At 61.0% G+C, this 12,522-nt stretch carries 10 protein-coding genes; 6 read left to right on the forward strand and 4 right to left on the reverse strand.

Features of this window, described 5'->3' with window-relative positions; translation table 11 throughout:
- The first annotated feature begins 32 nt into the window (after positions 1 to 32).
- The 4 genes from QCBJ_RS25345 (at position 33) to QCBJ_RS25360 (ending at position 5,361) form a co-directional block, all read left to right on the forward strand.
- The gene (locus tag QCBJ_RS25345; RefSeq protein ID WP_064054339.1) at positions 33 to 1,091 is read left to right on the forward strand and encodes a hypothetical protein; all 1,059 of its coding nucleotides are present in this window, start codon (positions 33 to 35) and stop codon (positions 1,089 to 1,091) included.
- Positions 1,092 to 1,304: 213 nt separating this feature from the next.
- Positions 1,305 to 1,838, forward strand: a complete 534-nt coding sequence (locus QCBJ_RS25350; protein WP_015886374.1) for an RNA polymerase sigma factor — start codon at positions 1,305 to 1,307, stop codon at positions 1,836 to 1,838.
- Positions 1,835 to 2,782 (forward strand): FecR family protein, encoded by a 948-nt coding sequence (locus tag QCBJ_RS25355; RefSeq protein ID WP_102061851.1) that lies wholly within the window; start codon positions 1,835 to 1,837, stop codon positions 2,780 to 2,782. The genes QCBJ_RS25350 and QCBJ_RS25355 overlap by 4 nt, the downstream gene beginning before the upstream one ends.
- 131 nt (positions 2,783 to 2,913) lie before the next feature.
- Complete coding sequence (locus tag QCBJ_RS25360; protein WP_102061852.1) at positions 2,914 to 5,361, forward strand: TonB-dependent siderophore receptor; 2,448 nt, start codon at positions 2,914 to 2,916, stop codon at positions 5,359 to 5,361.
- Between the two features lie 95 nt (positions 5,362 to 5,456).
- Here the strand turns inward: QCBJ_RS25360 and ilvD are convergent, their stop codons facing one another.
- The 3 genes from ilvD to QCBJ_RS25375 all read right to left on the reverse strand — a co-directional run bounded on the left by ilvD (position 5,457) and on the right by QCBJ_RS25375 (position 10,051).
- Positions 5,457 to 7,298 carry a dihydroxy-acid dehydratase gene (ilvD, locus tag QCBJ_RS25365; protein WP_102061853.1) on the reverse strand — a complete coding sequence of 614 codons (1,842 nt, stop codon included), beginning with the start codon at positions 7,296 to 7,298 and terminating at the stop codon, positions 5,457 to 5,459.
- Positions 7,299 to 7,538: 240 nt separating this feature from the next.
- Positions 7,539 to 8,729 (reverse strand): MFS transporter, encoded by a 1,191-nt coding sequence (locus QCBJ_RS25370; RefSeq protein WP_015886371.1) that lies wholly within the window; start codon positions 8,727 to 8,729, stop codon positions 7,539 to 7,541.
- A gap of 125 nt (positions 8,730 to 8,854) precedes the next feature.
- The gene (locus QCBJ_RS25375; RefSeq protein WP_015886370.1) at positions 8,855 to 10,051 is read right to left on the reverse strand and encodes a class I SAM-dependent rRNA methyltransferase; all 1,197 of its coding nucleotides are present in this window, start codon (positions 10,049 to 10,051) and stop codon (positions 8,855 to 8,857) included.
- A 209-nt stretch (positions 10,052 to 10,260) separates the two neighbouring features.
- Here QCBJ_RS25375 and QCBJ_RS25380 point away from each other — a divergent pair, with 209 nt between their 5' ends.
- Both QCBJ_RS25380 and mutM read left to right on the forward strand, forming a co-directional pair.
- Positions 10,261 to 11,073: an HDOD domain-containing protein gene (locus QCBJ_RS25380; RefSeq protein ID WP_173390415.1), complete on the forward strand. Its 813-nt coding sequence runs from the start codon at positions 10,261 to 10,263 to the stop codon at positions 11,071 to 11,073.
- 21 nt (positions 11,074 to 11,094) lie between these two features.
- The gene (mutM, locus tag QCBJ_RS25385) at positions 11,095 to 11,907 is read left to right on the forward strand and encodes a bifunctional DNA-formamidopyrimidine glycosylase/DNA-(apurinic or apyrimidinic site) lyase (RefSeq protein WP_015886368.1); all 813 of its coding nucleotides are present in this window, start codon (positions 11,095 to 11,097) and stop codon (positions 11,905 to 11,907) included.
- A 117-nt stretch (positions 11,908 to 12,024) separates the two neighbouring features.
- Here mutM and QCBJ_RS25390 read toward each other — a convergent pair whose 3' ends face one another.
- A complete protein-coding gene (locus QCBJ_RS25390; RefSeq protein ID WP_003195146.1) occupies positions 12,025 to 12,276 on the reverse strand; it encodes a YfhL family 4Fe-4S dicluster ferredoxin in 252 nt (83 codons plus the stop codon).
- Positions 12,277 to 12,522 lie beyond the last annotated feature (246 nt).

Raw genomic sequence — 12,522 nt, forward strand, 5'->3', positions numbered from 1 at the left:
GTCGGTATCTTTCACTCAGGGAGACACCGCCTATGAAGTTCGCGCCGAAATTACTAGCCGCCGCATTCTGCCTCGGACTCGTCAGCCAGGCGTTCGCCGCCACCGAGTTGAAACACTGGCCGGCGCCTGCCGCCAAGCAGCTCAATGAAATGATCGCCGCCAATGCCAACAAGGGTAACTTCGCGGTGTTCGACATGGACAACACCAGCTACCGCTACGACCTCGAAGAGTCCCTGCTGCCCTACATGGAAAACAAGGGTCTGATTACCCGCGACAGCCTTGATCCGTCGCTCAAGCTTATGCCGTTCAAAGACACCGCCGACCATAAGGAAAGTCTGTTCAGTTACTACTATCGCCTCTGCGAAGTGGACGACATGGTTTGCTACCCGTGGGTCGCCCAGGTGTTCTCGGGCTTCACCCTCAAGGAGCTCAAAGTGCAGGTCGATGAGCTGATGGCCTCCGGCAAGCCCGTGCCGGTCAGTTATTTTGACGGCGACGTGGTGAAGCAGTCCGAAGTGCAACCGCCGAAAGTCTTCACCGGCCAGGCCGAGCTGTACAACAAGCTGATGGAAAACGGCATCGAGGTGTATGTGATGACCGCCGCTTCCGAGGAGCTGGTGCGCATGGTCGCCGCCGATCCGAAGTATGGCTACAACGTCAAACCCGAGAACGTCATCGGCGTGAGCACCTTGCTCAAGGACCGCAAGACCGGTGAGCTGACCACCGCGCGCAAACAGATCACCGCCGGCAAATATGACGAGAAGGCCAACCTCGGCCTGGAACTGACCCCGTACCTGTGGACGCCGGCCACTTGGATGGCAGGCAAGCACGCGGCGATCCTCACCTACATCGACGAATGGAAGAAGCCGGTGATCGTTGGCGGTGACACACCGACCAGCGACGGCTACATGCTGTTCCACGATGTGGACGTGGCCAAGGGCGGCATCCACCTGTGGATCAACCGTAAAGACAAATACATGACCCAACTGAACGGCATGATCGCCAAGCACGCGGCGGCGCAGGCCAAGGAAGGGTTGCCGGTGACGGCGGACAAAAACTGGGTGATCGTCAAACCTGACGAAATTCAGTAAGCCTGAGGTGGCTTTAATCGGGGGCAAGCCCCCTCCCACATTTGACCGAGTTCCAACATGAGAATGCAGTCAGTGTGGGAGGGGGCTTGCCCCCGATAGCTATTTGATTGACACCGCAAAGCCTTGGCTAAAATAGATATCAATTGCGAACCAATCTCATCCTCTGCTAGCGTGCGCACTTCCTGAACCCTCCGTTCTTCTCAAGGTAGTGCTGTGCCCTCCTGGAATTCGCAGATCGCGCGCCTGTTCGCGGAGCAGAAGAAAGCCCTCGAAGCCTTCGTCACCCGCCGCACCGGCAGCGCCCAGGTGGCCGCCGACCTGACCCAGGAGTCGTTCCTGCGCCTGGCGCGCCTGGACTCCGGCGAGAAGATCGACAACCTCCCGGCCTTCCTCTTCACCATTGCCAGTAATCTGGTGCGCGATCACCAGCGCCAGGCCATCCGCCGTGAACGGCTGGATGCCGGTGAGCCCAGCGAAGAGTTGCCGTGCGGCAACCCAGGTGCCGACGAACAATTGGCCGCCTACCAACAGGAGCAACTCATGCAGGACGCGATCCTGGCGTTGCCCGAAGCGACTCGGCAGATCTTCCTGCTCTATCATGTCGACGAACTGTCCTACCGCGAAATTGGTGAGCGCCTGTCGATCACCCCGCGCAGTGTGGAATACCAATTGCGTCGCGCCTTGATTGAATGCCGCGCTTACATCAAGACGCGGCTTGCCTGCGAGACACAAGGACGTCGGTCATGACTGCCACACACACTGCCGACGACCTATTCGAAGAAGCGTCCGGCTGGTATTTCCGCCTGCAGGCTGAGGATGTAACCCCGGCCGAAATGGACGCCTTTGCCGCGTGGCTCGGGCAGGGCCCGGCCCAGGATGACGCCTGGCAGGAAGTGCAGGCGATGCTCGGTGGCTTACGTGAACCGGCACGCCTGATCCGCCGCGCCGAACAGGCTGCCTGGCGCAAGCCCGCCCGGCGTTGGGCCTGCGCCGCCGGCCTGTTGCTGGCGGTGGGGCTGACCGTGCAGAACACGCCCTGGCTCGACCGCCTGCGCGCGGACTACGCCACTGGCACCGGCGAATCGCGCACGGTCGAACTGGCTGATGGTTCCCACTTGCAGCTCAACACCGACAGCGCCGTGCAGGTCCGCATGAGTGCCGGTGAGCGGCAGATTCGTTTGCTGCGTGGCGAAGGCTTCTTCGACGTCACCAAAGACCCGGCGCGGCCCTTCGTAGTGCAGTCCGGCGATGGCTGGGTGAAGGTGGTCGGCACTCAGTTCAGCGTGACACGGCGCGATGCGCAGACGCGAGTGCAGGTGGCGCAGGGCAAGGTGCAGGTCAGTTCCGGCAGGGGTACGGCGGTTTATTTGGAACCGGGACGGGCGGTGGAGTATCAGGGCCAGCGCCTCGCCGACGTCCACGGTTTCGATCCGGCCAGCGGCTTTGCCTGGCGTCAGCGGCAGTTGGTGTTCCGTCAACAACCGCTGTCCGAAGTGGTCAGCGAGTTGAACCGCTATTGGCCGGGCAAGACCCTGGTGCTCGGTGATGCGCTGCGCAATCGCGTGGTGTCCGGCGTGTTCGAGATCGACAAGCCCGAGGCCGTGATCAAGGCGCTGGAATACACCCTCAACCTGCGCGCCGAGCACTACACCCCGTATTTACTGGTGTTGCGCGAAGGCAAAGCGTCCTGACAGCAACTTTTTCAAAATATTTTCAGGGTTTCCCCGCAAGCCATCGTCCTTGATCACTGAGGCGTAAATAGTAAGCACTCTCAAGTAGTGCGGCGCCGATCACAGACTTTTTGCACCGGGGAGCACCATCCATGGCACACCGATTCGCCGCACGGCCCTTGCTGGCACTGGCCATTTCCTTGGCCTGCGGCACTGCGCCGCTGTATTTGCAAGCTGCTGAAAGCACCCAGGCCCAGGCCTACCGCTTCGATATTCCAGGGCAGAGTCTGGACGGTGCGCTGGCGGCGTTTTCGGCGGTCACGCGGGTTCAGGTGTTGGTGTCCGGTGAGTTGACACAGGGTGTGGTGTCGCCCGGTGTGAGTGGCACTCTGGGTCAGCGCGAGGCGTTGGGCCAGCTGTTGGGCGGCACAGGGTTGAGCGCCGCTTTTATCAATGCCGATACCGTTACCCTGGAAAAACGTGTCGACACAGGCGGCGCCCTCGAAGTCGGCGCCACCACCATCAGCGCCGAACGCCTGGGGGCCACCACCGAAGGCACCGGCTCCTACACCACGGGTGCCGTAACCTTGGGCAAGGGTGAGCAGAAGCTCAAGGACATCCCGCAATCGGTCAGCGTCATGACCCGCAAGCAGATGGATGACCAGAACACCACCAAGCTTTCCGAGGTGGTCAAGCGCACGCCCGGCCTGACGGCGACCAAATCCCCCGGCCCTGGGATGTTCATCTTCTCCCGGGGTTTCGAAGTCGGCACCCTGCAATACGACGGTGTCGGCATTCCGCGTAACACCTACGCGTTGGGCAGCTACCTCACCGAAAACATGGCGATCTACGACCGTGTGGAAACCCTGCGCGGCCCAGCCGCCTTGCTGCAAGGCGCGAACAGCCCCGGCGGCACCATGAACCTGGTGCGCAAGCGCGGGCAACAGGCACCGACCGTGACCATCACCGCCAAGGCCGGCTCGTGGGACCATTACGGCACCCAAGTCGATGCCGGCGGCCCGCTCAATACCGAAGGCACGTTGCGCGGCCGGTTTGTAGCGGATTACGACACCACCGATTCCTTCGTCGATTACGCTGGCGGCTGGAATCAGACGGTCTATGCAGCGGTGGACTACGACTTCACGCCAGACACCACCGTCGGCGTGGGCATCAGCAACCAGAAGGGGCATTCGCGCCCCAACTTCATGTCGCTGCCGCGTTACGCCAACGGCAGTGACATCGGCTTGTCGCGATCGACCTTCGTCGGCGCCAGTTGGAACCGCAACGTCAATAACCAGACCCAGGTGTTTGCCGATATCGAGCATCGCTTCAACGATGACTGGAAAGTGAAGGCCGCCCTGGTGACGATGGACGAACACAATGACGCGACCTACCAGGCGACGTGGGACACCATCCCCAACCCCGGCGACAGTGGCACCGTGCGTTATGTCGATTGGGTCACTGACTTCAACACCAAGAGCCGTGGTGTCGATGTGTATGTCGACGGCAAGTTCGAAGGCCTGGGTTTCCAGCAGGAAATGATTCTGGGCGCCAACTATTCCAAACTCACCACGGATGATTTCTGGGCACGCGCGGCGACGCCGGGTGCAGATATTTTCAACATCGACCACAACCGGCCGCAGCGCGACAGGAATCAGTTGTTCCAGGCGGGGAATGCGACAAAGAGCTGGTATGACATTCGCCAGAAGGGCATTTATGGCACCTGGCGTGTCAAGGTAGCTGACCCGCTGACGTTGATCCTCGGTGCGCGCACCAGTTGGTATGACTATTCCTACAGGGACGAGAGCGGGTTCCAGGGTGTGTACGGCGACCCAACCCGGAGCACCACGCACAGCAATGGCCACGTCACGCCCTACGCCGGCCTGGTCTATGCACTCAACGAGCAATGGTCGGCCTACGCCAGCTATACCGATGCCTTTGAGCCACAAACCAACCTGACCACCTCATTGACCGTGCTCAAGCCCATTGAAGGCCAGAATTACGAGCTGGGCCTGAAGGGCGAACTGGCGGACGGTCGGCTCAATACCTCGTTCGCTCTCTTCCGCTATGACCAGGAAAACCGGGCGGCTCAAGACCTGCAAGGCGGTAAAGTCTGCGGCGGCTGGTACTGCTCGCTCGCCTCCGGCAAGGTCCGTAGCCAGGGCTTTGAGGCTACGTTGAGCGGTGAAGTGCTGCCGGGGCTGCAACTGGTCTCCAGCTACACCTACAACACCACTCAATTCCTCAAGGACGACACCTACGAAGGCAAGATCTTCAGCACCTGGACGCCCAAGCACCTGCTCAAGGTCTGGGGGGACTACCAGTTGCCGGGGGACTGGAGCAACGTCAGCGTCGGCGCCGGCGTGACCACACAAAGCAGCACCGTCGCCTATGACCGCACGTTCAGCGTTCCCGGCAATGCGCTGTGGGATTCGCGGGTGGCCTACAAGATCAACCAGGAGTTCACCGTCGCGGCGAACCTGAACAATATGTTCGACAAGAAGTATTACATCCCGGCGTACAACGCTAATTGGGGCAGTAACTACTATGGCGACCCGCGCAATGTGATGTTTACCATGACCTACACGCCGCAGTTTTAAAGAGCGCCCGCACACATTTGATCTCCATTGTTTTGGAGCGTTGTTTCAGGCAAAAAAATGCCCCGCACCTGGCGGGGCATTTTTATGGGCGAGGCTTACAGGCCGTCGAGCATCGCCTTGTTACGCACCGCCCCTTTGTCGGCACTGGTAGCCAGCAAGGCATAGGCCTTCAGCGCGGTGGTCACTTTACGTGGACGCTTCTCCACCGGCTTCCAGCCTTTCTTGTCCTGCTCGACCCGGCGTGCAGCCAGTTCTTCGTCGCTGATCAACAAGTTGATTGAGCGGTTTGGAATGTCGATCAGCACCTTGTCGCCATCCTGCACCAGGCCAATCGCGCCACCGGCAGCGGCTTCCGGCGAAGCGTGGCCGATGGACAGGCCCGAGGTGCCGCCGGAGAAACGGCCGTCGGTCAGCAAGGCGCAGGCTTTGCCCAGGCCCTTGGACTTCAGGTACGACGTCGGGTAGAGCATCTCCTGCATACCCGGGCCGCCTTTCGGGCCTTCGTAGCGGATGATCACGATGTCGCCTTCTTTCACTTCGTCAGCGAGGATGCCGCGTACCGAGCTGTCCTGGCTTTCATAGATCTTGGCGCGGCCTTCGAAGACGTGGATGGACTCATCCACGCCGGCGGTTTTCACCACGCAGCCATCCAGGGCGATGTTGCCGTACAGCACGGCCAGGCCGCCTTCTTGCGAGTAGGCGTGTTCGACACTGCGGATGCAGCCGTTTTCACGGTCGTCGTCCAGGGTGTCCCAACGGGTCGACTGGCTGAACGCGGTTTGCGTCGGGATGCCTGCCGGGCCAGCCTTGAAGAAGGTGTGCACGGCTTCATCGTCAGTCTGGGTGATGTCCCACTTGGCGATGCCTTCGGCGATGGACTTGCTGTGCACGGTCGGCAGGTCGGTGTGCAGCAGGCCGCCACGGGCCAGCGAGCCGAGGATTGAGAAGATCCCGCCGGCGCGGTGCACGTCTTCCATGTGGTACTTCTGGATGTTCGGCGCGACTTTGCACAGTTGTGGCACGTGACGGGACAGACGGTCGATGTCGCGCAGGTCGAAATCGATCTCGGCTTCCTGGGCGGCGGCCAGCAAGTGCAGGATGGTGTTGGTGGAACCGCCCATGGCGATGTCCAGGGTCATGGCGTTTTCGAACGCCTTGAAGTCGGCGATATTGCGCGGCAATACCGACTCATCGTTCTCGCCGTAGTAACGCTTGCACAGCTCGACGATGGTACGGCCGGCCTGCAGGAACAGCTGCTCGCGGTCACTGTGGGTGGCCAGGGTGGAACCGTTGCCCGGCAAAGCCAGGCCCAGAGCTTCCACCAGGCAGTTCATCGAGTTGGCGGTGAACATGCCGGAGCACGAGCCGCAGGTCGGGCAGGCGCTGCGCTCGTATTCCGCGACCTTCTCGTCAGAAGCGCTGGAATCGGCGGCGATGACCATGGCGTCGACCAGGTCGAGGCCGTGGGAGGCGAGCTTGGTCTTGCCGGCTTCCATCGGGCCGCCGGAGACGAAGATCACCGGGATGTTCAGGCGCAGGGCGGCCATCAGCATGCCAGGGGTGATCTTGTCGCAGTTGGAGATGCACACGATGGCGTCGGCGCAGTGGGCGTTGACCATGTACTCCACGGAGTCGGCGATGATCTCGCGGCTCGGCAGGGAATACAGCATGCCGTCATGGCCCATGGCGATGCCGTCGTCCACGGCAATGGTGTTGAATTCTTTTGCTACGCCGCCAGCACGTTCGATCTCACGGGCGACCAGTTGGCCCAGGTCCTTGAGGTGGACGTGGCCCGGTACGAATTGGGTGAACGAGTTGGCAATCGCGATGATCGGCTTCTTGAAGTCGTCATCTTTCATCCCCGTGGCACGCCACAGTGCGCGCGCGCCGGCCATGTTGCGGCCATGGGTGGATGTTTTCGAGCGGTAATCTGGCATGGAGCACTCCGGGCGGCTAATCAAGTAACTACTATCAGGTACTACTGGGGAGTGAGCTTCTAATTGACGACTGGAACACCCGAAAATAGCCGTGTGTCCGGAAGTTGCCACTCGCGTCGCGGGATCGCCGCTTGCTTGGGCCTCGAGCTCATAAACCCGCCGGGGGATGACTGGCGATGAATAGGCCGATTCTACACCGCTGGAGGCTGGAGGGAATGGCCGAAACCGTGAAGATAACGGCTACGGGACGTGCGGGTGGCGCCGTGCCCATGCGTTCAGGACCAGGGCGGCGATGCTCAGGATCAGAAAGCACAGACCCAGCGCAGTGCTCAGGTGGTGCGTAAAGGTGCTGATGAATGCACTGATAAGGCCGCCGGCAATGAATAGTACCGCTGCAACGGCTGAAGCCGCCGTACCTGCGTTGTCTGGAAACAAGCTCATGGCCTTGGAGTTAGAAATGGGCCGGGTGATTGTGGTGCCAGCAGTGCAGAGCAGCATGGGCACCAGCACGGTCAGTGTTGATAGGCCGAAATGATAGGCCAGGGACAGCATGACCACGCCCGATATCGCGATCAGTACCAGCCCGATGGCCATCTGGGTCGCAGCCGGTAGCCGTTTATGCAGGAAGCCTGCACAGATTCCGCCCGATACGTAAGCGGCGCCGTAGAGAAGCAAGGTCAAGGAGTATTCGTGGGGCGACAGCTGTAGCTGGTCCATGAAAATCAGCGGTGAAACCACGATGAACGAGAAATGGCAGGCGAAAGTAATCGCCGAGATCGTGGCATAGCTGGCGAAGTGGCGGTTGGCGAAGACCTTGGCGTAGGCCTTGAACATGCTCTGCTGGCTCGCTGACGCTTGAGGCAAGCCGCCATGGAGTAGCCGGTGAGCCATGATCAAGGTTGCGGCACAAAGCGCTATAAACACATAGAAGCTTGCTTGCCATCCCCAGTGCAGTTGCAGCCACGCGCCCAGCAGCGGGGAAATCGAAATGAAGATTCCTCCGGCCGTGACCATTGCGATCCGCAACCGCTCTTGTTCTCTGCCGAAGAACAGGTCCTGTACCAGCGCTTGGGACAGTATGAAGCCGCCGCAGCCCATGGCCTGGATGACACGGAAAAACAGGAATTGGGGCGTGTTGCTGGCCGCCAAGCACCCGGCCGCGCCAATGATTGCAACGACCATGCTGGCCAGTAGCAGTTTTTTGCGGCCGATCCTGTCGGACAGCGGGCCGATCAACAGCATGGAGCAGGAAAACCCAATAGCGAATAGGCTGACTGAGCGGGCGATCTGGGTGGTCGAGGTGGAGAAGTGTTCCGCCAGGGCGGGAAAGGACGGCAGCACGACGTCAAGCGGGAAGACGCCCAGCAAGGTCATGGTCATCAGCCAGAAAACAATGAAGGGTTTTTCAGCGTGTGTGATTGCTGCCGACATGCGCGAGCCTCGATTCCGTGAGGGGGTCGAGGATCGAGCCTGAGCAGAGGAAAGTCAAAACCTGGTGCGGTGCGAAACTTCCTGAAAGCTCGTAGGAGCCCGGAGGCTCCTACAGGCCAACGGCATCAGCTATTAGGCAACAACCGGCACGTAATGCTCTTGATATACCGCGTCTCGACAATCGCCGGGTGCACCGGATGGTCCGGGCCCTGGCCGCCGCGTTCCAGCATCTGGATATTGCGGTCCAGGTGGCGGGCGCTGGTCAGCAGGATGTTCTGCAGGTCGTCTTCCGGCAGGTGCATGGAGCACGAGGCGCTGACCAGGATGCCGTCCTTGCTGAGCAGGCGCATGGCTTGCTCGTTCAGGCGGCGGTAGGCGCCTTCGCCGTTCTTCATGTCTTTCTTGCGTTTGATGAAGGCCGGCGGGTCGGCGACGATCACGTCGAAGCGCTCTTCGCTGGCTTTCAGTTCCTTGAGGGCTTCAAACACGTCGCCTTCGATGCAGGTCATTTTCTCGGCAACGCCGTTCAGTGCGGCATTGCGCTCCACGCCGTCGAGGGCGAAGGCCGACGCGTCGACGCAGAACACTTCACTGGCGCCGAAGGCCGCAGCTTGCACGCCCCAGCCGCCGATGTAGCTGTAGAGGTCCAGCACGCGTTTGCCTTTGGCATACGGGGCCAGGCGGGCGCGGTTCATGCGGTGGTCGTAGAACCAGCCGGTTTTCTGGCCCTGGATCACCGGGGCTTCGAATTTCACGCCGTTTTCTTCCAGCGCCACCCACTCCGGCACCAGGCCGAACACGGTTTCGACGTACCGGTTGAGGCCTTCGGCGTCGCGCGCGGCGGAGTCGTTCTTGAACAGGATGCCGCTCGGCTTGAGCACTTGGGTCAGGGCGGCGATCACGTCTTCTTTATGGGCTTCCATGGTCGCCGAGGCGATCTGTACCACGAGGATGTCGCCGAAACGGTCGACTACCAGGCCTGGCAGCAGGTCGGAGTCACCGTAGACCAGGCGGTAGAACGGCTTGTCGAACAGGCGGTCACGCAGGGACAGCGCAACGTTGAGGCGGTGCACGAGCAGCGACTTGTCCAGCGGCAACTTGATGTCGCGCGACAGCAGGCGGGCGCAGATCAGGTTGTTCGGGCTCATGGCCACGATGCCCAGGGTCTTGCCGCCGGCCGCTTCGAGGATGGCCTGGTCGCCCGCCTGGAAGCCGTGAAGTGGGGTGGCGGCCACGTCGATTTCGTTGCTGTAGACCCACAGGTGGCCGTTGCGCAAACGACGATCGGCGTTGGCTTTGAGACGCAGGCTTGGCAGGGACATGACGTCGCTCCGGAAAAAAGAGCGGGAGTATACCTTTTTGTATAGGGCTCGGTGGCGCCGCCGGACATGTGGGCGCTGGTTTCAATTCGGGTTTTGAGGTGTCAGTCAGCTTTGCTTAGGGGTTAGAATCCCTGCCTAGCCCAGAGTGTGTACTTATGTCCCAAGAGCTTTCCGCCGAACAGATCCAACAGGCCCTGCAAGGCATCAGCGTGCCGCCCCAGCCGCAAATCATGGTGGATTTGCAAATGGAGCAATACATGCCCGATCCGGACCTGGAAGTGATCGCGCGGTTGATCTCCCAGGACCCCGGCCTGTCCGGCGCGCTGCTGAAGATCGTCAACTCGTCGTACTACGGACTGAGCAACAAGATTGCCTCGATCCAGCGAGCGGTGAATTTGCTGGGCAGCCGGTCGATCATCAACCTGATCAACGCCCTGTCGATCAAAGGCGAGATGAGCGACGACACCATCGTCACGCTCAACCGTTTCTGGGACACCGCCCAGGATGTGGCCATGACTTGCCTCACCTTGGCCAAGCGCACCGGCGCCCAGGCGGTGGATGAGGCCTACGCGCTGGGGTTGTTCCACGACTGTGGCGTACCGCTGATGCTCAAGCGCTTTCCCAGCTATATGTCGGTGCTGGAACAGGCGTATGCGAATGCCGGCCCCGACTGCCGCGTGGTCGATACCGAGAACAACGCGTTCAACACCAACCATGCCGTGGTGGGTTACTACACCGCCAAGTCCTGGCGCCTGCCGGAGCATGTGACCGACGCGATCGCCAACCACCACAACGCCCTGGCGATTTTCAGCGACGAGTCGTCGCGCAATCCGCAGCTTAAAAACCTGCTGGCGATCCTGAAAATGGCCGAGCACATTTGCTCGTCCTACCGCGTACTGGGCAACCAGGCGGTGGACCATGAGTGGAATGCCATTAGCCACCTGGTGCTGGACTACGTGGGCCTGTCGGACTACGACTTCGAGAGCTTGAAGTTGTCGATTCGCGAGCTCGGCGCCCACTGATCCTTCTTGCAAGAGGTACACATGCCCGAGTTACCAGAAGTCGAAACCACCCGGCGCGGGATTGCCCCGCACTTGGAAGGCCAGCGGGTCAGCCGCGTGGTGGTGCGTGAGCGGCGCTTGCGTTGGCCGATCCCGGAAGACCTCGATGTGCGCCTGTCCGGCCAGCGCATCGTGTTGGTGGAGCGGCGCGCCAAGTACCTGCTGATCAATGCCGAAGTGGGCACCTTGATCAGCCATTTGGGCATGTCGGGCAACCTGCGCCTGGTGGAAGTCGGCCTGCCGGCGGCCAAGCATGAACATGTGGATATCGAACTGGAATCGGGCATGGCCCTGCGCTACACCGACCCGCGTCGCTTTGGCGCGATGCTCTGGAGCCAGGACCCGCACAATCACGAACTGCTGCTTCGCCTGGGGCCGGAGCCGCTGACCGAGCTGTTTGACGGTGATCGTTTGTTCCAGCTGTCGCGTGGCAAGTCGATGGCGGTGAAGCCATTCATCATGGACAACGCGGTGGTGGTGGGCGTGGGTAATATCTATGCGACTGAAGCGCTGTTCGCGGCGGGGATTGACCCGCGTCGGGCCGCAGGCGGTATTTCACGTGGGCGCTATTTGAAGCTGGCGATCGAGATCAAGCGTGTGCTGGCGGCTGCCATCGAACGCGGTGGCACCACGTTGCGAGACTTTATCGGCGGCGACGGGCAACCGGGGTATTTCCAGCAGGAACTGTTCGTCTACGGCCGGGGAGGGGAGGCGTGCAAGGTCTGCGGGACCGAGTTGCGCAACGTGGTGCTGGGGCAGCGGGCAAGTGTGTTTTGCCCTAGGTGCCAGCGCTGATTCTATGTGATGGCTGATATTGCCATCGGGGGCTTGCCCCCTCCCACATTTGAATTGCGAACACTTTCACTGTGGGAGGGGGCACCCCGATGAGGCCATGACAGGCGCTAAACAGCGTCAGGCCTTACCGGTAATCTTCCGGTACTTCTCCATCAACTGCTCTTCCGTTTCCGGATGAGCTTCATCCAGCGGAATGCAATCCACCGGGCAAACCTGCTGGCACTGCGGCTCGTCATAGTGACCGACACACTGGGTGCACAGGTTGGGGTCGATCACGTAGATCTCTTCGCCTTGGGAAATCGCGGCGTTCGGGCACTCGGGTTCGCAGACGTCGCAGTTGATGCAATCGTCGGTGATGATCAAGGACATGGAAACTCCTGCCAGGGCTGTCAGCCAAGGCATCTGAAAACTAATGCGCGCAATTGTGCCGCATTGGCGCCCGCAGTGCGAGCCTGAGGTAGGTGCTTGTCTGTAGTGAGCGGGCTTGCCCCGCGCTGGGGCGCGAAGCGGCCCTAAACCCTGACGGCAAGGTGTAACCGACAGTGCAAGGTGTGTTCAGAGGGGCTGCTGCGCAGCCCAGCGCGGGGCAAGCCCGCTCACCACAGCAAGCCCGAT

Origin of the sequence: Pseudomonas sp. QC2, assembly GCF_002859085.1 — a bacterium.
Taxonomy (GTDB): domain Bacteria; phylum Pseudomonadota; class Gammaproteobacteria; order Pseudomonadales; family Pseudomonadaceae; genus Aquipseudomonas; species Aquipseudomonas petroselini.

What these genes read in the sequence shown, in the direction of transcription:
- QCBJ_RS25345 (WP_064054339.1), top strand. Translation starts at nt 33, where the DNA reads ATGAAGTTCGCGCCGAAATTACTAGCCGCCGCATTCTGCCTCGGACTC.
- QCBJ_RS25355 (WP_102061851.1), top strand. Translation starts at nt 1,835, where the DNA reads ATGACTGCCACACACACTGCCGACGACCTATTCGAAGAAGCGTCCGGC.
- QCBJ_RS25360 (WP_102061852.1), top strand. Translation starts at nt 2,914, where the DNA reads ATGGCACACCGATTCGCCGCACGGCCCTTGCTGGCACTGGCCATTTCC.
- ilvD (WP_102061853.1), bottom strand. Translation starts at nt 7,298, where the DNA reads ATGCCAGATTACCGCTCGAAAACATCCACCCATGGCCGCAACATGGCC.
- QCBJ_RS25370 (WP_015886371.1), bottom strand. Translation starts at nt 8,729, where the DNA reads ATGTCGGCAGCAATCACACACGCTGAAAAACCCTTCATTGTTTTCTGG.
- QCBJ_RS25375 (WP_015886370.1), bottom strand. Translation starts at nt 10,051, where the DNA reads ATGTCCCTGCCAAGCCTGCGTCTCAAAGCCAACGCCGATCGTCGTTTG.
- mutM (WP_015886368.1), top strand. Translation starts at nt 11,095, where the DNA reads ATGCCCGAGTTACCAGAAGTCGAAACCACCCGGCGCGGGATTGCCCCG.
- QCBJ_RS25390 (WP_003195146.1), bottom strand. Translation starts at nt 12,276, where the DNA reads ATGTCCTTGATCATCACCGACGATTGCATCAACTGCGACGTCTGCGAA.